17 protein-coding genes and 2 pseudogenes are annotated in these 20,786 nt (G+C 72.2%); 16 read left to right on the top strand and 3 right to left on the bottom strand.

The window, feature by feature from the left end; translation table 11 throughout:
• Nucleotides 1–98: 98 nt before the first annotated feature.
• The 10 genes and pseudogenes from ACH4OW_RS07605 to ACH4OW_RS07560 all read left to right on the top strand — a co-directional run bounded on the left by ACH4OW_RS07605 (nt 99) and on the right by ACH4OW_RS07560 (nt 11,540).
• The gene (locus ACH4OW_RS07605) at nt 99–920 is read left to right on the top strand and encodes a hypothetical protein (protein ID WP_398025727.1); all 822 of its coding nucleotides are present in this window, start codon (nt 99–101) and stop codon (nt 918–920) included.
• 136 nt (nt 921–1,056) lie between these two features.
• On the top strand, nt 1,057–1,797 hold the full coding sequence (locus ACH4OW_RS07600; RefSeq protein WP_360125182.1) for a YcnI family protein: 741 nt from the start codon (nt 1,057–1,059) through the stop codon (nt 1,795–1,797).
• Nucleotides 1,798–1,875: 78 nt separating this feature from the next.
• Nucleotides 1,876–2,523, top strand: a complete 648-nt coding sequence (locus tag ACH4OW_RS07595) for an SCO family protein (protein ID WP_360125184.1) — start codon at nt 1,876–1,878, stop codon at nt 2,521–2,523.
• Nucleotides 2,520–2,960, top strand: a pseudogene (locus tag ACH4OW_RS07590) (copper chaperone PCu(A)C); the annotation flags it as partial. The gene ACH4OW_RS07595 and the pseudogene ACH4OW_RS07590, both read left to right, overlap by 4 nt.
• Before the next feature lie 174 nt (nt 2,961–3,134).
• On the top strand, nt 3,135–5,201 hold the full coding sequence (locus ACH4OW_RS07585) for a copper resistance CopC/CopD family protein (protein WP_398025724.1): 2,067 nt from the start codon (nt 3,135–3,137) through the stop codon (nt 5,199–5,201).
• On the top strand, nt 5,201–6,514 hold the full coding sequence (efeB, locus tag ACH4OW_RS07580; RefSeq protein ID WP_398025722.1) for an iron uptake transporter deferrochelatase/peroxidase subunit: 1,314 nt from the start codon (nt 5,201–5,203) through the stop codon (nt 6,512–6,514). The genes ACH4OW_RS07585 and efeB overlap by 1 nt, the downstream gene beginning before the upstream one ends.
• Before the next feature lie 125 nt (nt 6,515–6,639).
• On the top strand, nt 6,640–7,566 hold the full coding sequence (pheA, locus tag ACH4OW_RS07575) for a prephenate dehydratase (RefSeq protein ID WP_360125190.1): 927 nt from the start codon (nt 6,640–6,642) through the stop codon (nt 7,564–7,566).
• 770 nt (nt 7,567–8,336) lie between these two features.
• Nucleotides 8,337–9,626, top strand: a complete 1,290-nt coding sequence (gene serS, locus ACH4OW_RS07570) for a serine--tRNA ligase (protein WP_360125192.1) — start codon at nt 8,337–8,339, stop codon at nt 9,624–9,626.
• Entirely contained in the window at nt 9,623–10,468 is an 846-nt protein-coding gene (locus tag ACH4OW_RS07565; protein ID WP_360125194.1) for an HAD family hydrolase, read from the top strand. Before serS ends, ACH4OW_RS07565 begins: the two co-directional genes overlap by 4 nt.
• 331 nt (nt 10,469–10,799) lie before the next feature.
• Nucleotides 10,800–11,540 (top strand): hypothetical protein, encoded by a 741-nt coding sequence (locus tag ACH4OW_RS07560; protein ID WP_398025719.1) that lies wholly within the window; start codon nt 10,800–10,802, stop codon nt 11,538–11,540.
• Here ACH4OW_RS07560 and ACH4OW_RS07555 read toward each other — a convergent pair.
• Both ACH4OW_RS07555 and ACH4OW_RS07550 read right to left on the bottom strand, forming a co-directional pair.
• Nucleotides 11,422–12,117: a rhomboid-like protein gene (locus ACH4OW_RS07555; RefSeq protein ID WP_398025717.1), complete on the bottom strand. Its 696-nt coding sequence runs from the start codon at nt 12,115–12,117 to the stop codon at nt 11,422–11,424. The two genes, ACH4OW_RS07560 and ACH4OW_RS07555, sit on opposite strands and share 119 nt — an antisense overlap.
• Complete coding sequence (locus ACH4OW_RS07550; protein ID WP_398026001.1) at nt 12,114–13,166, bottom strand: Lrp/AsnC family transcriptional regulator; 1,053 nt, start codon at nt 13,164–13,166, stop codon at nt 12,114–12,116. The genes ACH4OW_RS07555 and ACH4OW_RS07550 overlap by 4 nt, the downstream gene beginning before the upstream one ends.
• Nucleotides 13,167–13,358: 192 nt before the next feature.
• On the opposite strand from ACH4OW_RS07550, the gene ACH4OW_RS07545 reads away from it, so the two are divergent.
• A complete protein-coding gene (locus ACH4OW_RS07545) occupies nt 13,359–14,843 on the top strand; it encodes an MFS transporter (protein ID WP_398025715.1) in 1,485 nt (494 codons plus the stop codon).
• 327 nt (nt 14,844–15,170) lie between these two features.
• Here the strand turns inward: ACH4OW_RS07545 and ACH4OW_RS07540 are convergent, their stop codons facing one another.
• The gene (locus ACH4OW_RS07540; RefSeq protein WP_360125202.1) at nt 15,171–15,995 is read right to left on the bottom strand and encodes a MerR family transcriptional regulator; all 825 of its coding nucleotides are present in this window, start codon (nt 15,993–15,995) and stop codon (nt 15,171–15,173) included.
• Nucleotides 15,996–16,337: 342 nt separating this feature from the next.
• Here ACH4OW_RS07540 and ACH4OW_RS07535 point away from each other — a divergent pair, with 342 nt between their 5' ends.
• The 5 genes and pseudogenes from ACH4OW_RS07535 to ACH4OW_RS07515 all read left to right on the top strand — a co-directional run.
• Complete coding sequence (locus tag ACH4OW_RS07535; protein WP_360125204.1) at nt 16,338–16,655, top strand: SAV_915 family protein; 318 nt, start codon at nt 16,338–16,340, stop codon at nt 16,653–16,655.
• An 18-nt stretch (nt 16,656–16,673) separates the two neighbouring features.
• Nucleotides 16,674–18,092: a diaminopimelate decarboxylase gene (gene lysA / locus ACH4OW_RS07530; RefSeq protein ID WP_398025712.1), complete on the top strand. Its 1,419-nt coding sequence runs from the start codon at nt 16,674–16,676 to the stop codon at nt 18,090–18,092.
• 173 nt (nt 18,093–18,265) lie between these two features.
• Complete coding sequence (locus ACH4OW_RS07525) at nt 18,266–18,976, top strand: FadR/GntR family transcriptional regulator (RefSeq protein WP_360125208.1); 711 nt, start codon at nt 18,266–18,268, stop codon at nt 18,974–18,976.
• A gap of 212 nt (nt 18,977–19,188) precedes the next feature.
• A complete protein-coding gene (locus tag ACH4OW_RS07520; protein ID WP_398025710.1) occupies nt 19,189–20,469 on the top strand; it encodes a CynX/NimT family MFS transporter in 1,281 nt (426 codons plus the stop codon).
• A gap of 105 nt (nt 20,470–20,574) precedes the next feature.
• Nucleotides 20,575–20,754 (top strand): annotated as a pseudogene (locus ACH4OW_RS07515) (winged helix-turn-helix domain-containing protein); the annotation flags it as partial.
• Nucleotides 20,755–20,786: the final 32 nt, after the last annotated feature.

Genomic DNA, 20,786 nt, shown 5'->3' with positions numbered 1-20,786 from the left:
CCCCCACCTGCCGAAGGCCGGAATCGCGCGGTCCGCCGTGGCGGTGCTGCGGACCTGCCGTACGGGAGCCGGGGGCGCAGTGGGATGATGGCGCGGCCATGACTGCCCCGTACGCCCCAGAAGAGCGCGCCGCCGCGGACCTGCGGCTGCTGAGGGCCGCGGTGTTCACCGCGGTCTGCGTCGCGCTGTCCGCGGCCGGGCACATGATCGGGTCCTGCGCCGCGGTCCCCCTGTGGACGCTGGGCGTGGGCTGCGCTGCGGTGTTCGCGGTCGCGGCGCCGCTGGCCGGGCGGGAGCGCTCGATGCCCGGCATCGCGGTGGCCCTGGCCGTCGGCCAGCTCGCGCTGCACACCGTGTTCGCGCTGGGGCAGCACCGGATGGCCGCGGCGCCCGCGACGGGCGGCGGGCTCTCCGACCAGGCGGCGGTCACCATGGCGCGGCACGTCACCTGCGGCCTGGGGGCCGGGCAGCTGGACGGCGCCGAGGCGCGCCGCATTCTGGGCATTTCGGCGTCCGGCCCGGGCGGCACGGGTACGCCGGCTGCCGGGCACGACGCCATGGGCCAGGCGGCCGCCGAAGCGCACGGGCTGCTGCCCTCGTTGCCGATGCTGCTGGCGCACCTGCTCGCGGCGCTCGCCGCCGGGTGGCTGCTGCGCCGCGGCGAGGCCGCGCTGTGGCGGCTGGTACGGCTTTCGGCACCCACGGCACGTCAGGCCGCGGTCGTCGCCGAAACGCTCGTGGGCGCACTGCACGGCGCGCTCGCGCTCGTACGCGCCCTGTGCGCCGGGCTGCCGGACGCGGCCGGCGCCCGTCCCGCGGCCTGTTTTTCGTACCGGAATGACCAAGCGCGCCCGAAGGAACCCGCGCTCCAGCACAGTGTCGTCAGGCGGGGGCCGCCCGCCCTGGCCCTCGCGGTCTGACGTCACGCACAGCACTTCCCGCAGCGGAACCGGGCACGCCCCGGCGCACGGGAGGGACCGTCGCGCGCCGTCGTCGCCGCACGCGCGCCAGCCGTCCCCTTCCCTCTTCCCTCCTGCCTGTGGAGTGTTTTCCGCCATGTTCCAGAACCGTGTCGTGCCCGCACGCCTCGCCCGCCGCCTGCCCGTCGTGGGCGGCCTCGCCGCAGGCAGCGTGCTGCTGCTCGCCGTCCCCGCCTTCGCGCACGTCAGCGTGCAGCCGGGCCAGGCCGAGCAGGGCAGCTACGCGACGATCAACTTCAAGGTCCCCAACGAGCGCGATAACGCCTCGACCGTGAAGCTCGAAGTGACGCTGCCGACCGATCACCCGCTGGCCTCCGCCATGCCGCAGCCGGTGCCGGGGTGGCAGATCGACATCACCAGGTCCAAGCTCGACAAGCCCATCGAGACGCACGGCAAAAAGCTCACCGAGGCCGTCTCGAAGATCACCTGGACGTCGGACGGCAGCAAGATCGAGCCGGGCCAGTTCCAGCAGTTCCCGGTCTCCGTCGGCCAGTTGCCCAAGACCGACCAGCTCGTCTTCAAGGCCCTCCAGACGTACGACAACAAGGAGGTCGTACGGTGGATCGAGATGCCCAAGAAGGGCGAGCCGGAGCCGAACAACCCGGCGCCGGTGCTCAAGCTGACGCCCGCGTCCGGTGACGGCCACGGCTCGGCCGGGGCCGACGCGAAGAACGGCGGTGGCGGGGACGAGGCCGAGCAGGCCGCCGCCGCGGACGGCAGCGACACCACGGCCCGCGTACTGGGCGGTGTCGGCATCCTCGTCGGCATCATCGGTGTCGGGTTCGGCGTGCTCGCCGGCCGGCGCCGCGGCGCCTGATCCGCCCCCGTGCCCGCACCCGGCGCCCCCGTGGCGCCGGGACGGCACCACCATTTGCGAAATACGGGACATATTGCAATGCGTAGTAGGAATCTGATCGCGGCCGCCGTCGTAGTGGCCTCGGCCCTGACGCTGACCGCCTGCGGCCCCGGCGACGACAGCGACGGGCCCGCCGCCAGCGTCTCCGGCGCCACCTCCAAGCCGATCGTCTCGCTCGACTCGCCCCTGGAGAAGCCGGACCTGGTCCTGACCGACACCGAGGGCAAGAAGTACGACCTGATCGAGCAGACCAAGGGCCACCCGACCCTGGTCTACTTCGGCTACACCCACTGCCCCGACGTCTGCCCGCTGACGATGAACAACATCGACGTGGCGATGCGGCAGCTGCCCAAGGCCGAACAGGACGACCTGCGCGTCGTCTTCGTCACCTCGGACCCCGAGCGGGACGACTCCGCCGCGCTCAAGAAGTGGCTCGGCGGCATCAACAAGAAGTTCGTCGGCCTGACCGGCTCCTTCGACACCATTCAAGCCGGCGCGCGCAGCGTGAACATCGGCATCGAGAAGCCCGTCAAGAAGAAGAACGGCGACGTCGTCTCCACCCACGGCGCGCAGGTCCTGATGAGCTCCCCCAAGGACGACAAGATCCACTGGATGGGGATGCAGGACGCGAGCGTCGACAACTACAGCCAGGCACTGCCGAAGATCGTCAAGGGACAGAACCCGTGAACCGCCGCACCGCACTCGCCGCCGCCCTCGCCCTGACCGCCGGATTCGCCCTCGCGGGCTGCGGCGGCGACAGCGCGCCCGAGCTGAAGGTCTCCGGCGCGTACATGCCGCAGCCGGTCACCCAGAGCATGGCCGGCGCTTTCATGGTCATCAAGAACTCCGGCGGTACGGCCGACAAGCTCACCTCCGTGACCAGCGACCTGTCGGAGAACGTGACCATCCACGAGACCGCCGGCAACAAGATGCAGGAGGTCAAGTCGCTGGACATCCCCGCTGGCGGCGAGCTCGAACTCGCCCGGGGCGGCAACCACCTGATGTTCATGGGCCTGAAGAACAAGCCGACCGAGGGCCAGAAGGTGACCATCGAGCTGCACTTCGACAAGTCCGACCCGGTCACGGTCGAGGTACCGGTCAAGTCCGGCACCTACACCCCGAAGAACGGCGGAAACGGCGGCGAGAAGGCGGGGTCCGGCGGCGGAGGAGCGGCCGACCACGGTTCGATGCAACACGACGGGTCCGGGCACGACGGGTCCGGGCACGACGGCTCGAAGCACGAGGGCTCCATGGACGACCACTCGCAGCACGACGCCAAGAAGTAGGGGGCGCCCGCCATGACCACCACCACCGTCCCCTGCGCACCGGGCTCCGGCGCCCGCGCCCCGGGCACGCGCCCGCGAAGCGCCCCGCGCACCCGACGGTCGCACGCGCTGCGCCTGCTGGTGCTCGCCGCGGCCCTGCTCGGCGCGCTGTTCGGCGGCGCTGCCCCGGCCTCCGCGCACGCCGCGCTGACCGGCAGCACCCCGGCGCAGGGGTCGGTGGTGCAGAGCGCCCCCGAACAGGTCACCCTCACCTTCTCCGAAGGCGTCGCCATGGGCGACGACTCGATCCGGGTCCTGGACCCGAAGGGCAAGCGGGTCGACCGCGGCAAGCTGCGTGACCTGTGCAGCGGCGAGACGGTCAAGTACGGCGCGGGGCTGCCTCCGGGGCTGCCGGACGGCACGTACACCGTCGCCTGGCAGGCCGTCTCCGCCGACAGCCACCCGGTCTCCGGCGCCTTCACCTTCTCCGTCGGCGCGCCCTCCGAGACGAGCGCGCCGCTGCCCCAGCAGCAGGTCGGCGGCGGAGTGGTCGGCGCCCTGTACGGGATCGCCCGCTACATCGCGTACGCAGGCTTCGTCGTCCTGGTGGGCGGGGCGGCGTTCGTGCTGGTCTGCCGCCCGGCCGCCGCGCGCGTACGGTCCGTACAGCGCCTGGTCTCCCAGGGCTGGGCCGCACTGACCGCCGCGACGATCGCGATGCTGCTGCTGCGCACCCCGTACACGACGTCAGGGGACCTCGCCGACGTCTTCGACCTGGGCGGGCTCAAGCAGGTCATCGAGACCAAGCCGGGGGCCGCGCTGGTCTCCCGGCTGCTGCTGCTCGCCGCCGCGGCACTGTTCGTGGCCGTCCTCTTCGGCGCGTACGCCCGCGCGCAGGGCGGCGAGGGTGGTGCGGGCGCCAAGGACCGTGAGAGCGGCAAGGGCGGCGAGGTCGCCAAGCGGCGCAAGGACCTCACCTTCGGCCTCGCCGTGGGCGGCGTCATCGTCGCCGTGGGGCTCGCCGCGACCTGGGCGATGGCCGAGCACGCCTCGACCGGCCTGCAAACCGGCATCGCCATGCCCGTGGACGTCCTGCACCTGCTGGCCGTGGCCACCTGGCTCGGCGGCCTGACCGCACTGCTGGTCTCCCTCTACAGGGGCCCGTCCGTGGCCCGCTCCGGTGTCCGGCGCTTCTCACGGCTCGCCTTCGGCTCCGTCCTGGTGGTGGTGGCCACCGGCGTCTACCAGTCGTGGCGGCAGGTCGGCACGTGGAAGGCGCTGACCGACACGTCGTACGGGCGGCTCTTGCTGATCAAGGTGGCGCTGGTCGTCGTCCTCGTCGGCGTCGCCTGGTTCTCGCGCCGGTGGACGGCGCGGCTCGGCGAGGGGCCGGCGCCCGAGGCGGAGGCCGCCGCCGTACTGGAGCGGTCGGCGGAAGACACGGCGCCGGCGGAGGAAGCGGAGCCGGTCACCGTGGGCGCGGCCCCGGCGGACGCCGAAGGCCCGCAGCGGCCCGTCGACGCCGCGCGGGCCGAGCAACTGGCCCGGCAGCGCGCAGCGCTGGCCACCGCCCGCACCAAGCGCATCCGCGACGCCGACCCGGAGCGCTCCGGGCTGCGCCGCACCGTCCTGGCCGAGGCGTCGGTCGCCGTGGTCCTGCTCGCCGTCACCACCGTGCTCACCGCCACCGAACCGGCCCGCACCGAAGAGGCGGTGAAGGCGGCCGGCGGGGCCGGGCAGTCGGCCGAGGCCAACCAGCCGCAGGTGCTGAACATCCCGTTCGACACCGGCGGCGCGCGCGGCAAGGGCACCGCGCGCATCGACCTGGACCCAGGGCGCAGCGGCAGCGCCAACGCCCTGCACCTGCGCATCGCAGACCAGAACGGCAAGACGATGGACATCCCCGAGGTGCAGGTCTCCTTCACCCTCAAGGACAAGAACCTCGGGCCGCTGCCGGTCACCCTCGACCACGTCAGCGAGGGCCACTGGAGCGCGCGCGACGTCCAGTTGCCGGTGCCCGGACAGTGGCAGCTCTCCCTGGTCGTACGGACGTCCGACATCGACCAGGTCACCGAGACCAGGAACGTGAAGATCAACTGATGACGACCACCGCTTCTCCGTCCGGCGACACCGCCGGCTCCGCCGACCGCAACGGATCCGAGCGCACGGAAACCCTCGAACTGTCCCGCCGCCGCCTGCTCGGCACGGTCGGCGCCGCGGGCGCGGCGGGCCTCGTCGCCGGGGCCGCGGGCGGCGCCATCGGCGTCGCCGCAGCCCAGGACGACCCGCCCACCGCGCTGAGCACCGTCGGCTCGACCGCGGTCGCCTTCCGCGACGAGCACGCCAAGCACCAGGCCGGCATCACCACGCCGCTCCAGGCGCGCGGCCACCTCCTGGCGTTCGACCTCGCGCCGGGCGCCGACCGCAAGGCCGCCGCCGCGCTGCTGCGCCGCTGGTCCCGTACGGCCGAGGAGCTGATGGCCGGGCGGACGCCGGCCGCGGACACCGGCGTCGCGCTGGACGCGGGCCCCTCCTCGCTCACCGTCACCTTCGGCCTCGGCAGCACCTTCTTCGACCGTACGGGGCTGACCGCGCGGCGCCCCCGCCAGCTCGAACCGCTGCCGGACTTCTCTGCGGACGAGCTGGACGCCGGGCGCAGCAACGGCGACCTGTGGGTCCAGATCGGCTCGGACGACGCACTGGTCGCCTTCCACGCTTTGCGCGCCCTCCAGAAGGAGGCCGGGGGCACCGCGCGGCTGCGCTGGCAGATGAACGGCTTCAACCGCACGCCGGGCGCGACCGCGGGCCCGATGACCACCCGCAACCTGATGGGCCAGGTGGACGGCACCAACAACCCCAAGCCGTCCGAACCCGACTTCGACGAGCGGATCTTCGTGGGCCGGGACGCCGGCAGCGGGGAGTACGCGTGGATGCGCGGCGGGTCGTACGCCGTCGTCCGCCGTATCCGGATGCTGCTGGACGACTGGGAGAAGCAGCCGCTCGCCAAGCAGGAGAAGGTCATCGGCCGGCGCAAGGCCGACGGGGCGCCGCTGACCGGGGGCGGCGAGCACACGAAGATGGACCTGGACAAGAACGGCGCCGACGGGCTGCCGGTCGTCCCCGCCGACGCGCACGCCCGGATCGCGGCCCCTGAGTCCAACCAGGGTGCCGCGCTGCTGCGGCGGCCCTTCTCGTACCACGACGGCTTCCGCGACGACGGCGCGCCGGACGCCGGGCTGCTCTTCGTCTGCTGGCAGGCCGACCCCTCGCGGTCCTTCATCCCGATCCAGCGCAAGCTGGACCGCGGTGACGCGCTCTCGCCCTTCTTGCGGCACGAGGCGAGCGGGCTGTTCGCCGTGCCGCCGGCCGCGGTGGCGGGGGGTTACGTGGGGCAGCCGTTGCTGGAGGGGTGACCGTGGCCCGCGGGCCGTCGGACCGGTCGCGGCTTCCCGGCCGGGGCGGCGGCCCGGGCGGGTAACGTGGCGAGCGGGTGATCGGCGAGGCGGTCCCCACCGCAACGTGAGGGAGTCAAAGGGACATGTCGGTCAGCCGCTATACGTACCTGGGGCCCGAAGGAACGTTCACGGAGGCGGCCCTGCGCACGCTGCCGGAGTCCGCCACCCGCGAGCTGGTGCCGATGGTGTCCGTGCCGGCCGCGCTGGACGCCGTACGGGCCGGGGAGGCCGCGGGCGCCCTGGTGCCGATCGAGAACTCCGTCGAGGGCGGGGTGACCACGACCCTGGACGAACTGGCCGCCGGCGAACCGCTGATGATCTACCGCGAGGTGCTGCTGCCGATCGCCTTCGCGCTGCTCGTACGGCCCGGCACGGACCTGTCGGACGTCAAGACGGTCACCGGGCACCCGGTCGCCCAGCCGCAGGTGCGCAAGTGGCTCGCGGCGCACCTGCCCGAGGCGGTGTGGGAGTCGGCCGCCTCCAACGCGGACGGCGCGCGCCTGGTGCAGGAAGGCCGCTACGACGGCGCCTTCGCCGGTGAGTTCGCGGCGGCGACGTACGGGCTCGAACCGCTGGTCACCGACATCCACGACGCGCAGAACGCCGCCACCCGCTTCGTCCTGGTGGGCCGGCCGGCCCGGCCGGCGGCGCGTACCGGCGCGGACAAGACCTCGGTCGTGCTGTGGCTGCGCGAGGACCACCCCGGCGCCCTGCTGGAACTCCTCCAGGAGTACGCGGCCCGCGGCGTCAGCATGATGCGCATCGAGTCGCGGCCGACCGGCGAGGGCATCGGCCGCTACTGCTTCTCGGTGGACTGCGAGGGGCACCTCACGGACCGCCGGGTCGGCGAGGTCCTGATGGCGCTCAAGCGGGTCTGCCGGGAGGTGCGCTACCTCGGGTCGTACCCGCGCGCCGACCAGGTGCGGGCGAACGTACGGCCGGACACGGTCGACGCGGCGTTCACGGACGCGGCGGACTGGCTGACGCGTTGCCTCGACGGCCGGGCCTGACACCACGACGATGGCCGGGGCGGGTGGCGAAGCGCCTGTGGAACAACCGGAGGGACCCGCCGGGGAGCTGGTCTGGGGCGTTGGAGTTGTCCACAAAGTTATCCACAGGCCCCGTTCTCGACCTGGGGATAAGTCGACACGAAGGGCGCGGCAACCCGGGCAGGGTCGACAAATTGCTCTACCGACCCCCACGTCCCTCCACAGCGCCTCCACCGGCTCGCGTCAGCGCAATTCGCCCGATCAATCCTTTAGGGCGAGGAAATCCCACACGAAAGAGCGTCCACGAGGGGTTTCCTCGGTGAATCCACGGCAACGCATTCTTGATACGGAACCACCGCTTCCGACTTCCACAGATCCCACACACAGCCTGTGGATAAGATTCCGGAACTCCCCCACCCCTGTGGACAACCCTGGGTACAACCGCCGTCGCCCTCCGCTCCGGCCCACCCCTCCAACTCCGGCCAACCGCAAGGGAAGCGGGTCAGCACGGACGCGGCGAATACCCTCGTACCGGCGACGGCGCAAGGTTTTCTTGACGATTTTTTCCGCCACTTTTCGCGCAAGCACCCGATGATCTTCGCCGCGCCACTCCCGCCTCACCCTCGCCCCCTCCGCCCCTTATGCACCCCTTATCCATCCGTTGCGCAAAGCCTTACCGTGCCGTTTCGCACGGAATAACCAAACCCATTAAATAGCCCCAAACCGGACAAAGCGCCACGCGGGGGAATATGGCGTCGAGCGCCGGCGCCGTGCCCCGGTAGCCTGGTGGGGTGATTGACCTTCGCCTGCTCCGTGAGGACCCCGACCGTGTGCGCGCGTCCCAGCGCGCCCGTGGAGAGGACGTCGCGCTCGTCGACGCGCTGCTCTCCGCCGACGAGCGGCGCAGGACCTCAAGTCTCCGCTTCGACGAGCTGCGCAACGAGCAGAAGTCGCTCGGCAAGCTCATCCCCAAGGCCACCGGCGACGAAAAGGCCGCGCTGCTCAAGAAGGCCGGGGAGCTGTCCGCCGCCGTCAAGGCCGCCGACGCCGAGCAGGACGAGGCCAAGGAGGAGACCCAGTCCCTCCTGCTCAAGCTGGGCAACCTCGTCCACCCCGACGTGCCCGTCGGCGGCGAGGAGGACTTCACGGTCCTGGAGACGCACGGCACGATCCGCGACTTCGCCGCCGAGGGCTTCGAGCCCAAGGACCACCTGGAGATCGGCCAGGCGCTGGCCGCGATCGACGTCGAGCGCGGCGCCAAGGTCTCCGGCTCGCGCTTCTACTACCTGACCGGCATCGGCGCGCTCCTGGAGCTCGCGCTGGTCAACGCGGCCATCGCCCAGGCCACCGAGGCCGGCTTCACGCCGATGCTCACCCCGGCCCTGGTGCGCCCGCACGCCATGGAGGGCACCGGATTCCTCGGCCAGGCCGCGGAGAACGTGTACCACCTGGAGAAGGACGACTTCTACCTCGTCGGCACCTCCGAGGTCCCGCTCGCCGCGTACCACATGGACGAGATCCTCGACGCGGACAAGCTGCCCCTGCGTTACGCGGGCTTCTCCCCGTGCTTCCGCCGCGAGGCCGGTACGTACGGCAAGGACACCCGCGGCATCTTCCGCGTCCACCAGTTCGACAAGGTCGAGATGTTCTCGTACGTCGACCCCGAGGATGCGCAGGCCGAGCACCAGCGCCTGCTGGACTGGGAAAAGCAGTGGCTGACCGGCCTCGAACTGCCCTTCCAGGTGATCGACGTGGCCACCGGCGACCTGGGCGCCTCCGCCTCCCGCAAGTACGACTGCGAAGCGTGGATCCCCACCCAGGGCAAGTACCGCGAGCTCACCAGCGCCTCGAACTGCAACGAGTTCCAGGCCCGCCGCCTGTCGGTCAGGATGCGCACGAACAAGGACGGCAAGCAGCAGGTCAAGCCGCTCGCCACGCTCAACGGCACGCTCTGCGCGGTGCCCCGCACCATCGTGGCGATCTTCGAGAACCACCAGCAGGCGGACGGCTCCGTACGCGTCCCCGAGATGCTGCGCCCCTACCTGGGCGGCCGGGAGATCCTGGAGCCCGTCAACCGGTGACCACCGCCCCCGAACCCGCACACCGGGCCACCCAGGCCCGACCGCTGCCGTACAAGCTCGTCGCGACCGACCTCGACGGAACGCTGCTGCGGCACGACGACACGATCTCCGAGCGCACCCGCGCCGCCCTGGCCACGGCCACGGCGGCCGGGGCCGCGCACATCGTCGTCACGGGCCGCGCGGTGCCGTGGACCCGGCACATCCTCGATGCGCTGGACTACGACGGCATAGCGGTGTGCGGGCAGGGGGCGCAGGTCTACCACGCCGGCGAGCACCGGCTGCTGACCTCCGTGACCCTGGACCGGCAGCTCGCCGGGCTGGCCCTCGCCAAGATCGAGGCGGAGACCGGACCGCTGTTCCTGGCCGCGAGCCGGGACGGCCTGGACGGCGAGGTGCTGGTCACCCCCGGCTACCGCATCCAGGAAGGCCCGCTGCCGAACCTGGAGATCCAGGACCCCGGCGACCTGTGGGCAGCCCCCATCAACAAGATCTACATCCAGCACCCGACCCTGGGCGACGACGAACTGGCCCGCGCCGCGCGCGAGGTCGCCGGCGACCTGGTCGGCGTGATGATGGCCGGCGAGGGCGTCGTCGAACTCCTCCCCCTCGGCCTCTCCAAGGCCACCGGCCTCTCCCTGGCCGCCCGCCGCCTGGGCGTGAAGGCCGCGGACACCATCGCCTTCGGCGACATGCCCAACGACATCCCGATGTTCGGCTGGGCCCGGCACGGAGTGGCCATGGCCAACGCCCACGACGAACTCAAGGCCGTCGCGGACGAGACGACGGCCTCCAACGAGGAAGACGGCATCGCCGTCGTCCTGGAGCGGTTGTACGGCGCCTGAGCCCCTCTCCGACCCGGCCCCGGCGGCCGGGTCGGTCTTCTTTTCGGAACGTACGCACGAAGTCATGCCCGAGACGGGGTAACTGTACGTTTATCGACTCGTTGTCCCCCGTGCGTGGAGGCAACTGGAGTTCGAGGCGTCGAGAGTGCGTGAAGTGCTGGGGATTGCCGGCGACGGTCGTGAAGCGGTGTAGCCGTACGGCTGAGAACCGGACATAGAGGTAGTGGCATCCGTGAGCAGCCTCCGCTCCTGGGCCCTGGATACGGGCGTTCAGTTGAAAGGGACAACCTGTCCCTTTCAAACCGTTCCGGTTTGAGTGGAGGGCATACACATGCCACCCGAAGCTGTACTGCTGGAGTCGCGGGCGATGCGCGACAGTGTGATCGGACGCGTCGGCGTCCTGGACAAGGTGAAAGCGCTGGTGCTGCTGCCCGACGGGCTGCATGTCACGACGCGGATGGTCGCCGACTACTTCGAGGTGGGCGATCGCGCTGTCAACAGCCTGATGCGGAGGCATCGAGCGGAGCTGTCCGAGAACGGCATGCGCGTTCTCAAGGGCTCTGACCTGCGGGTCTTTGAAAGCTCCAACTTGAAGCTTTCAGCGGCAAGTTATCCACAGGGCCGCGCCCACCTCACCCTCTACACCCGTCGGACCATCCTCAACATCGCCATGCTCCTCCGCGACAGCGAGGTCGCGCGGGCGGTCCGTACGTACCTCCTCGACGTCGAGGAAGGCGCGCGGGCGCGGGTCGAGGTGCCCCGGCAGGCCCGGCCGGCGCCGACGGTCGAGTCGCTCGACCACCGGCTCACGCGCGTCGAGTCGTCGCTTGCCGACATCGGCCCCGTCCTACGCGATCTCGGACCGGTGATCGGGCGGATCTCCGTGCGGCTGGACCGGCTCGACCGGCGGCTGGATGCGACCAACCGGGTCGTGTGCGCGATGAGTGAGCGGCTCAGTGATCTGTCGGAGGATGTCCGGGAGTTGCGTGCGGGTCCGCGTCCGCTGCCCCGCCCTCAGCCCCGTCCGAGCCGGCGCCCGGGGTCAAGGGCCAGGCGGCCAGACCGAGGGTGAGCGCGACGGCGTGGCCGAAGTCGGTGAATGTGGCGCCTGACAGGAGCGGGACGCCGAAGAAGCCGAGGACGGCCGCGAGGTAGAGGTAGCGCCAGGGTGGCGGCAGCCGGTAGGTGAGCAGGCCGGCTGCCGCTGCCAGGCCGTACGAGACGCCGATGTCGACGACGTGTGTCATGGAGCGCGGCAGCCGGTGGCCTTCGATGGCGAGGAGGACCAGTTCCTGGCTGAGGAGCGTGGCGACGATGTGCGCGACGCCGACGGTCAGCAGCCAGCGCCAAGTGCCCAGCCAGCGTTCGACGTTGGCGTGCACCAGCTCGAAGAGGACCGTGTAGAGGAGGAAGGAGGCCGGTTTCTCGATCCAGAAGCCGCTGATGAGAAGGGAGGAGACGGGGTGCCGGTTGAGTTCGTGGATGTTGCTGCTGGTGCGGTGGAGGAGGAAGTGCTCCAGTCCCTCGCTGGCTCCGGCGATGACGAGGCTGGTCACGCCGATGATCAGCAGCCAGATGTGGGTGCCGGGGGCGGAGCGTACCCAGGCCGCCACGCGGTCGGCGGGCGAGGAAGGAAGCACCGGCCTCATCGCACGCGGCCCGCCGGTGCGGGGGCGGCCGGGCCGGGGACGGGCCGGCCTGAGCCGTGTGGTCCGGCGCCTTTGAGGCGCCGGATCAACGGCGAGGACTCCATGTGCCGGACGGCGGGCAGTGCCGCGATCCGGGTGGTCAGGTACGTGTAGAGGGAGCGTACGTCGGGGCACAGGACGGACGCGAAGAGGTTGCTGGGGCCGGTGGTCGCGCAAGCGAAGGCCACTTCGGGGTGCAGGGCCAGCGCCGCCCCGGTGGCGGCAAGTTCGCTCGGGGCGACGGAGAGCCAGAGGGAGACCATGACGCCGAGGCCGAAGTGCCGGGCGTCGTAGTCGACGTCGAAGTAGAGGATGCCGTCGGCGCGCAGTTCGGTCAGCCGGCGGCGGACGGTGGACTGGGACCAGCCGGTGACCGCGGCCAGCTCGGCGAGACCGGTGCGGCCGTCCTCGGCGAGGGCCGCCAGCAAGCGGCGGTCGGCGTCGGCGAGCGTGACGGGCGCGGATGGTGCGGACAGGCCGGCGGCCCGGCGGTGGGCCGCGTCGAACGAGGGGTGGCGCAGCTGCGCGGCCTGTTCCTCGGTCAGCGCACCCGATTTGTTGACCAGTCCCAGCGGGCCGCCGTAGAACTCGTGCAGCAGGCAGTGCGCGGTGACGCCGACCACGCTCGGGGTACGCGGCAGCTTCTGGAGGAGGAGCGCGTCGCTGTCCCGGCTGCTCGCGGCGCGGCAGACGGCGCCGATCTCGGTGCCGCCGGACATCAGGCTCACCCAGGAGGTGTCGGTGCGCCGGGCGAGTGCCTCGGCGACCGCGACGGCCGCGTCGGGCGTGCACTGGACCCGTACGAGCCATTCGGTCTGGCCGAGGGCGGCCGGGTCGGGGAGCCCCAGGACTTTGATCATGTTGGCGCCGCGCAGCCGGGTGTAGCGGCGGGCGACGGTCTGGTCGGAGACGCCGAGGACCTCGGCGATCCGGCTGAAGGGCGCCCGGCCGTCGAGCTGGAGAGCTTGGACCAGGCTTCGGTCCAGCTCGTCGAAACCGTCGGTTTTCACCATGGAAGGCTAACGCTTGTCGGATTGTGCCGCATGGGACGCCGTGGTTGGGAGTGACGGGGGTCGAGGCCGGACCTTGTAGGGACCGAATGAAGAACGACCACAGCACGACCACAGCACGACCACAGAACGACCGCAGAACGATCCAGAACGAACGACCACAGAACGACCCACACCGACACAGAGGTTTTGATGCACAACGGGCGGAGCAAATGGTGGCCACTGGTCGCCATCACCCTGGGCAACTTCATGTTGCTCGTCGACGTCACGATCGTGAACACCGCGCTGCCGCGGATAGCCGACGGTCTCGGCGCCTCCTTCACCTCCTTGCAGTGGGTGATGGACATCTACGCGCTGGCGCTGGCCGCGCTCCTGATGGCGGCGGGCTCGGCGGCCGACCTGTACGGGCGGCGCCGGCTGTACGTGGCGGGGCTCGGCGTCTTCGCGCTGGCCTCGCTGGCCTGCGGTCTCGCTCCCGACGAGGGCGTACTGATCGCCGCGCGGGCCGTGCAGGGCGCGGGCGCCGCGGCCATGTTCGCCACCAACACGCCGCTGCTGATGGCGGCCTACCAGGGCCGCGACCGCGGTGTGGCGTTCGGCATCTGGGGCGGTACGAGCGGTGCGGCGGCCGCGGTCGGTCCGGTGCTGGGCGGGGTGCTGACCCAGTACGTCGACTGGCGGGCGATCTTCCTGGTCAACCTGCCGCTGACGGCGGTGGCGGTGTGGATCACCCTGCGCTCGGTGCAGGAGTCGCACGGTGACCGTACGGCGCGCATCGACTGGCCGGGCGCCGGGGCGTTCACGCTGTGCGCGGGCGCACTGACGTACGGGCTGATGCGCGGTGGCGAGGAGGGCTGGACGGAGTCCGGCACGCTGTCGTCGCTGGCGGTGGCCGTGGTGGCGCTGCTCGCCTTCGTCGTCGTCGAGCGCCGCGCGCGCAAACCGCTGCTGGACCTCGGGCTGCTGCGGCGCCCGACCTTCGCCGTCCTGATGGCGGCCGCGCTGCTGCTCCAGGCCGCGGCGTTCCCGTACCTGACGTACGTGGGCCTGTGGGTGCAGAACATCCTGGGCCTGAGCCCGGTGATGGCGGGTGTCGCGGTGCTGCCGATGGCGGTGGCGTCGATGGCCGTTGGCATGCTGGGCGGCCGGTTCCTGCACCGTCTGGCTCCGCAACTGCCCATCGGTATCGGTCTGCTGCTGATCGGTGCGGGACCGCTGCTGCACGTTCTGCTGCTGAACGACGACTCCAACTGGCCGGTCCTCGTGCCGGGTCTGCTCGTCAGCGGCCTCGGCATCGGCATGTCCATGCCGGTACTGGTCTCGGCGGCGCTCGGCGCGGCCCCGCCGCAGCGCGCCGGCATGGCCAGCGGCGCGGTCAACACCTTCCGGCAGCTCGGCTACGCGCTCGGCATCGCGGTCCTCGGCACGGTCTTCGCGCAGGGCCTGCGGTCCGCGGGCGCGCACGCCGCGCCCGGCACCGCATACGTGCACGGCCTGGCCCGGGTGTCCCTGGTCGCGGGCGTGGTGGCGGTGGCCGCCGGCCTGCTGGTTCTGGCCGTCGTACGCAACCGGGCCGCGGACCGGGCGGCTCCGGTCGCCGCCGGTGCGGCGGGCACCGGGGCGGCTGCCGGTGACGGCACCGCCGCCAGGACGCCGGTCGGCGCGGACCACGGCTGACGGCAGCGCCGTACGACAGCTTCGTACGACAGCTCTGTACGGCAGTTCCCGGGGGCCGGGCCCATGGCGGGTCGGCCCCCGGATCCGTACGGCGCCGTAGCCGGTTCCGGGTGGCCGCCCTGGGCCCGGTACCGATCCTCCTCGCGGCCAACCCCCAAGTCAATCTTCGGATTTGCTTCCCTACCCCTTAGCTATGGCTTGGGTTCACGACTCCGGTGCGTGCCGGTTCTCGCCTGTTCGGCAGTCGGACGCACACGTACAACCGAGCGCCTCTTGTGCGCCGGCGCACGATGTGGCCGCACATGCGCCCCCGTCCGGGCGCCGGGCTCAGCCCTCGGTGATCGGCTCCTGCAGCTCCGTCACCCACCCTTCCCGGTCCTCCGGGCACTCCAACGTCACCTCACGCGGGTACCCGGTGGAGCGGTAGGAGCTGTCGCCGAGCCAGCGGGCAAGCGTCTGCGCGGTGGGCAGCACCCGCTCCATGGGGCCGCGGTGCACCACCGTGGCGGCCCGCTCGACCGCCGGGAGGTCCACGATCGCGAAGCCGTGGGACGGCCGGGGCGCGGCCGCGACCACGACCGCCGCGTGCACCGTGATCCGGTCCCCGCCCTCCGGCGCGTCCTCGTAGTACGCGATCCCCGGCCCCGCCGGTTCGATGCCGGCGGCGGCCAGCCGCCGGAACAGCTCCTCGTACAGCGGCTGGACGACCGGCCCGATGTCCTCGGGCCCGAAGCTCGCCGCGACCCCGGTCAGTTCGGCGACCCGTACCGCTTCGACGCGCTTGACCACGACCTCGTCGGCGGGCATCCGTCCCTCGCTCTCGATCGTCCGGAGCCGCGCCTCGACCCGCGCCAGCCGGGCGCCGGCGGCCGTGACCGCCGCCGCCAGCTCGGCCCGGCGCAGCCGCAGCATGCCGCGCAGTTCCGCCGCGCTCACCTGCTCGTCCAGGATGGCCGCCACCTGCTGGAGGCTGAAGCCGAGATCCTTGAGGGCGATGATGCGGTTGAGGCGGGTGAGCTGGCTCGCCTCGTAGTAGCGGTAGCCGGTGACCGGGTCGGTACGGGCCGGGCGCAGCAGTCCGATGGTGTCGTAGTGGCGCAGCATGCGCGCCGATACGCGGCCGTGGCCTGCGAAGTCTCCGATGGTGAACATGACGTCTCCCAGTGCAGGGCTTGCCACGGTGTGAAGGTCAAGGGGCAGGGCCGGCCGGCGGTCGGTGCGGTCCTCGTATCCTCGTGGAAGCCCGGGCGGACCGCCCTGGATACCGGCAGCTGCCGAGGCGCGCGTAGCCGCCCGCGCCGTGGCGTGCGAGTCGGCTGTGCGCCGGAGCGTGCGCCGGAGCACCAGCATCGCGTCAAGGGGCGTCCACGAACCGTCAACGATGCGTCAGTACGCCGCGGAGCGGGCGGCGGTACGGGCATAGCGTCGAGGAGGAGCCCCGGCGCTTCTCTTCTCACCGGTCCGGGGCCACTGTCCTGTGCGAGGAGCATCGCCGTGTCCCAGCAGCACCTGTACGCGGAAGACCCCGAACCTGCCGAACGCGTCCCGGCCGGGCCTCTTTTCGTCCCCGTCCGGCCGGGCCCCGCGGGCTGTACCGCCCGCCTGTTCCGCACCCCGCTCGGCGGCCGTACCGCCGTGGGCTTCACCTCTCCGCAGCGGCTCGCCGCGGCGCTCGGCGCCGACCAGCCGTGGATCCGCCTCGCCGAACCCGCGCTGCGCGCCCTCGCCGAACCGCTCGGCGCCGCCGTCCTGACCGTGGACCCGCGGCTCGCTCCCGGCACTCCCCGCATGCCGCTCCTGCGGGCCGTCTGAGAAGGGGCGTACGACGACATGACCGTGACGACCACGTCCCAGCAGCGCACGGCGCAGCCGGACACACCCGCGCAGCACACCACCGCCACCCCCGACACCGGCACTCACGACACCACCACCCGCGACACCGGCTCCCGCGACCCCGGACTCTCCGTCTGGCCCGCCTCGACGACCCGGCTGCCGCACGACGACCTCGCCGTCGGCGGCGTCCCGCTCACCGAACTCGCCGAACGTTTCGGCACCCCCGCGTACGTCCTGGACGAGGCCGAGGTCCGCGACCGCTGCCGCGGCTACCTGCGCGCCTTCCCCGACGCGGACGTGATCTACGCGGCCAAGGCGTTCCTGTGCCGCGCGATGGCCCACTGGGTGCGGGAGGAGGGCCTCGGCCTCGACGTCTGCTCGGCGGGCGAGCTCCAACTCGCCGTCACCACCGGCTTCCCGCCGGAGCGCATCGTGCTGCACGGCAACGCCAAGAGCCCCGAGGACCTGCGCACCGCGCTGCGCCTCGGCGTCGGCCGCATCGTCATCGACAGCACCTCCGAGATCGCCCGGCTCGCCGCCGCGGTCCCCGCCGGCGCCCGGCAGAAGGTACTCATACGGGTGGTGCCCGGCATCGCGGCGGGCGGCCACGCCAAGATCCGTACCGGTACGGACGACCAGAAGTTCGGACTGTCGCTGGCGGACGGTTCGGCCCAGCACGCGATCACCCGGGTCCTCGGGCAGCCGCGCCTGGAACTGGTCGGGCTGCACTGCCACCTGGGGTCGCAGATCACCACCGTCAAGCCGTTCCTGTCGGCCGTGCGGCGGCTGGTCGGACTGCTGGCCCGCGTCCACGAGCAGCACGGCGTCACGCTGCCGCAGCTGGACATCGGCGGCGGGCACGGCGTCGCCTACCGGCCGGGCGAGGACACCCTGGACGTCGCGGCGCTCGGCGCCAAGGTGCGGGCCGAGCTGGCCGGCAGCTGCGCGGCGGCCGGGTTGCCGGTGCCCCGCCTGACCGTCGAACCGGGCCGCGCCATCGCGGGTCCGGCGGGCGTCGCCCTCTACCGGGTGCTGTCCGTCAAGCGGACCGGGGAGCACACGTTCGTCGCCGTGGACGGCGGGATGAGCGACAACCCGCGGCCGGCGCTCTACGGGGTGCGGTACGCGCCCCGACTGATCGGGCGCCGGTCGGCCGCCGCGCCCGCGCCGGTGACCGTGGTGGGCCGGCACTGCGAGGCGGGCGACGTGCTCGCCGCCGACGTACGGCTGCCCGGTGACGTACGGCCCGGCGACCTGCTCGGCGTGCCGGTGGCGGGCGCGTACCACCTGTCCATGGCCTCCGGGTACAACCTGGTGGGCCGCCCGCCGGTGATCGCCGTGACGGGCGGGCAGGCGCGGATTCTCGTACGGCGGGAGTCACTGGCCGACATCCAGGAGCGCGACATCGGGCTGTGAGCCCCGCCCGAAGGGCGTAGGGCGAGCGTCCTGATGGGTGCAATGGGCACGGAGTCACAGACTCCGTGCACATTGCACCCATCAGTTGTAGGATGACTGGGCAACCGGGCCAATGGGCCGGGTCGGCGAGACCTGCGACCGGACGGCCACATACCGCAACCGAGGAGACGCGCATGGCGCTACAGGCAGCGGGACGGCAGTCCCTCGTGGACACCGTCGTCGACGCCCTGCGGGCCCAGCTGGCCGCCGGCACCTGGCCGGTGGGCGGGCGCATCCCCACCGAACACGCCCTGGCCGAACAGCTCCAGGTCGGACGCAACACCGTGCGCGAGGCCGTACGGGTCCTCGTGCACGCGGGCATGCTGCGGTCCCGGCAGGGCGAGGGCACCTTCGTCCTCTCCCAGGCCGACCCCGGCGACATCATGCGCGGCGTCCGGCGGGCCACGATCCGGGACGTCCTGGAATTGCGCATCGCCCTGGAGGCGGAGGCCGCCCGGCTGGCGGCCCAGCGGCACCGGCCCGCCGACCTGGAACGGATGCGGGCCGCCCTGGACGCGCAGGCCGCGCTGGAAGCCGACGGCGAGCCGCCCCGGGGCGGCGACCTGGAGCTGTACGCCGACCACGACATCGCCTTCCACCGGGCGGTCGTGGAGGCCGCGCACAACACCGCGCTGACCGCCACGTACGCCTGGTTCAGCAGCTCCGTACGCGAGGCGCTGCTCTCCGCGCTCGGCGACGACCAGATGCCGCGCATCGTGCACGGCGACCACCTGGCGGTCCTGGAGGCGATCGCGTCCGGCGACCCCGAGGCCGCGGAGAAAGCCACCCGGGCGCTGCTGGAACCGCCGAAACGAGCCGTGGAGAAGCTGCTCGCGGAGCGCTGAACGGAGCAGGCCGTTTCCTCGGGGATCGGACACGTCCCGCCGCGGAGAGCGGCAGCCACGGGCGCAGTGCCACAGCAGGTGCGATGCCGGGCCGGCGCCGCTGCCACAACCGGTGCCGGTGCAGAAACGTTCCTTCCGCCTCCCCCACCCCGGCCTTCGGCCACCCCCGTACGACCGCACACCACCCCCCACGCAAGGAGAGGTACGCACCCATGTCAGGGACCCGGTCCGAAGCACCACTGATCGACGCCGAGGAGGACCTGACCCCGGCGCCGCCGGTCGCCGCGGCCCGCCGCCGGCTGCGCGCGCACCCCGCCCTGCTCCTGCTCGGCATCGTGCTCGCCTCGCTGAACATGCGCGCCGCGCTGGCCGGCGTATCGCCGCTGGTGAGCGAGATCGGCGAGCACTACCACCTGGCCGCGACCGCCAGCAGCCTCGTGACGACCATCCCGCTCGTCTTCATGGGCCTCGGGTCGATCGCCGCGCCCAAGCTGGCCCGCCGCTGGGGCACCGAGACGGTGCTGTGCGGCGCGCTGGTGCTGCTGTGCGGCGGCATCCTGCTGCGCGTCGCGCCGCCGGTGGTCGCCCTGTTCGTGGGCTGCGCGGTGGTCGGCACGTCCATCGCCCTGCTGAACGTGCTGATGCCCGGCCTGATCAAGCGCGACTTCCCCGAGAAGGCCGCGGGCATGACCGCCCTGTACTCGACGGCGATGATCCTGGGCGCCACGGTGTCGGCCGCCTCCGCCGTACCGCTGGAGAACGCGCTCGGCGCCTGGCAGGGTTCGCTGGCCTCCTGGGCACTACTGGCCGCGGTCGCCGCCGCCGTCTGGATTCCGCAGGCCGTGATGGCGCGGCGCGGAACGCGCCACGGCCAGGCCGCCGCGACACCGGCGCACGCCACCGAGGACGGCCCGAACCTGAGCCGTTCCCCGCTGGCCTGGCAGGTCACGCTCTTCATGGGGTCGCAGTCGCTGATCGCGTACGTGATGATCGCCTGGATGCCGACCGTCTTCACCGACCACGGCATGAGCAAGGCCACGGCCGGGCTCGTCTTCGCGTTCAGCACGCTGGTGCAGATGGCCGGTTCGTTCGTGGTGCCGATGCTCGCCGGGCGGATGCGGCGGCAGCGGCTGCTGGCCGTCGCCGTCACCGCCCTGATGGCCTGCGGCATCGTCGGCCTGCTCGTGGCCCCGGTGGCGGGCGCCTGGGTCTGGGCCGTACTCCTGGGCATCGGCCAGGGCGGCGCGCTCGGCCTGGCGCTGACGATGATGGTGCTCCGCTCCGGCGACGCGCACACCGCGGCCCGCCTCTCGGGCATGGCCCAGACCTGGGGCTACCTCCTCGCCGCCGCCGGCCCGTTGGTGCTCGGCGCGGTACACCAGGCCACGCACGGCTGGACGGTGCCGATCGTGCTGCTGCTGTTCGTCTGCGCGGGCCTGGTCCTGCTGGGCCTGGGCGCGGGCCGCGACCGCCGGATCGGGGCGGGCGCGTAGCGGGGACGGCCCACCCGCCATTGCGAGCGCTGTCAGAGATCCTGTGATCTCTGACAGCGCTCGCCGCGTTCTGCGGCGTTACGGCATTGGCCACAAGTCGCAGCGGAGATCCGGCGGCGCATTCAGGACGGCACCTATCGCGCCGGGGAACGCCTGCCAGGCACGGTGGCGCTCGCCGCCGAGTTCGATGTGTCCCAGTCGACAGCTACCCGCGCTGTGGCCAGCCTTCGCACCGAGGGGCTCGTGTACGTGGTGAGCGGTCGAGGTTACTTCGTCGCCGACTGAGCAACCTGGATGGAGACCGGGGCCCGGCGCAC

This window comes from Streptomyces sp. NPDC017056 (assembly GCF_044332485.1).
In the GTDB taxonomy this organism is placed as follows: domain Bacteria; phylum Actinomycetota; class Actinomycetes; order Streptomycetales; family Streptomycetaceae; genus Streptomyces.
Note: the sequence above shows the minus strand (reverse complement) of the source record. Positions and strands in the feature narration are given on the sequence as shown.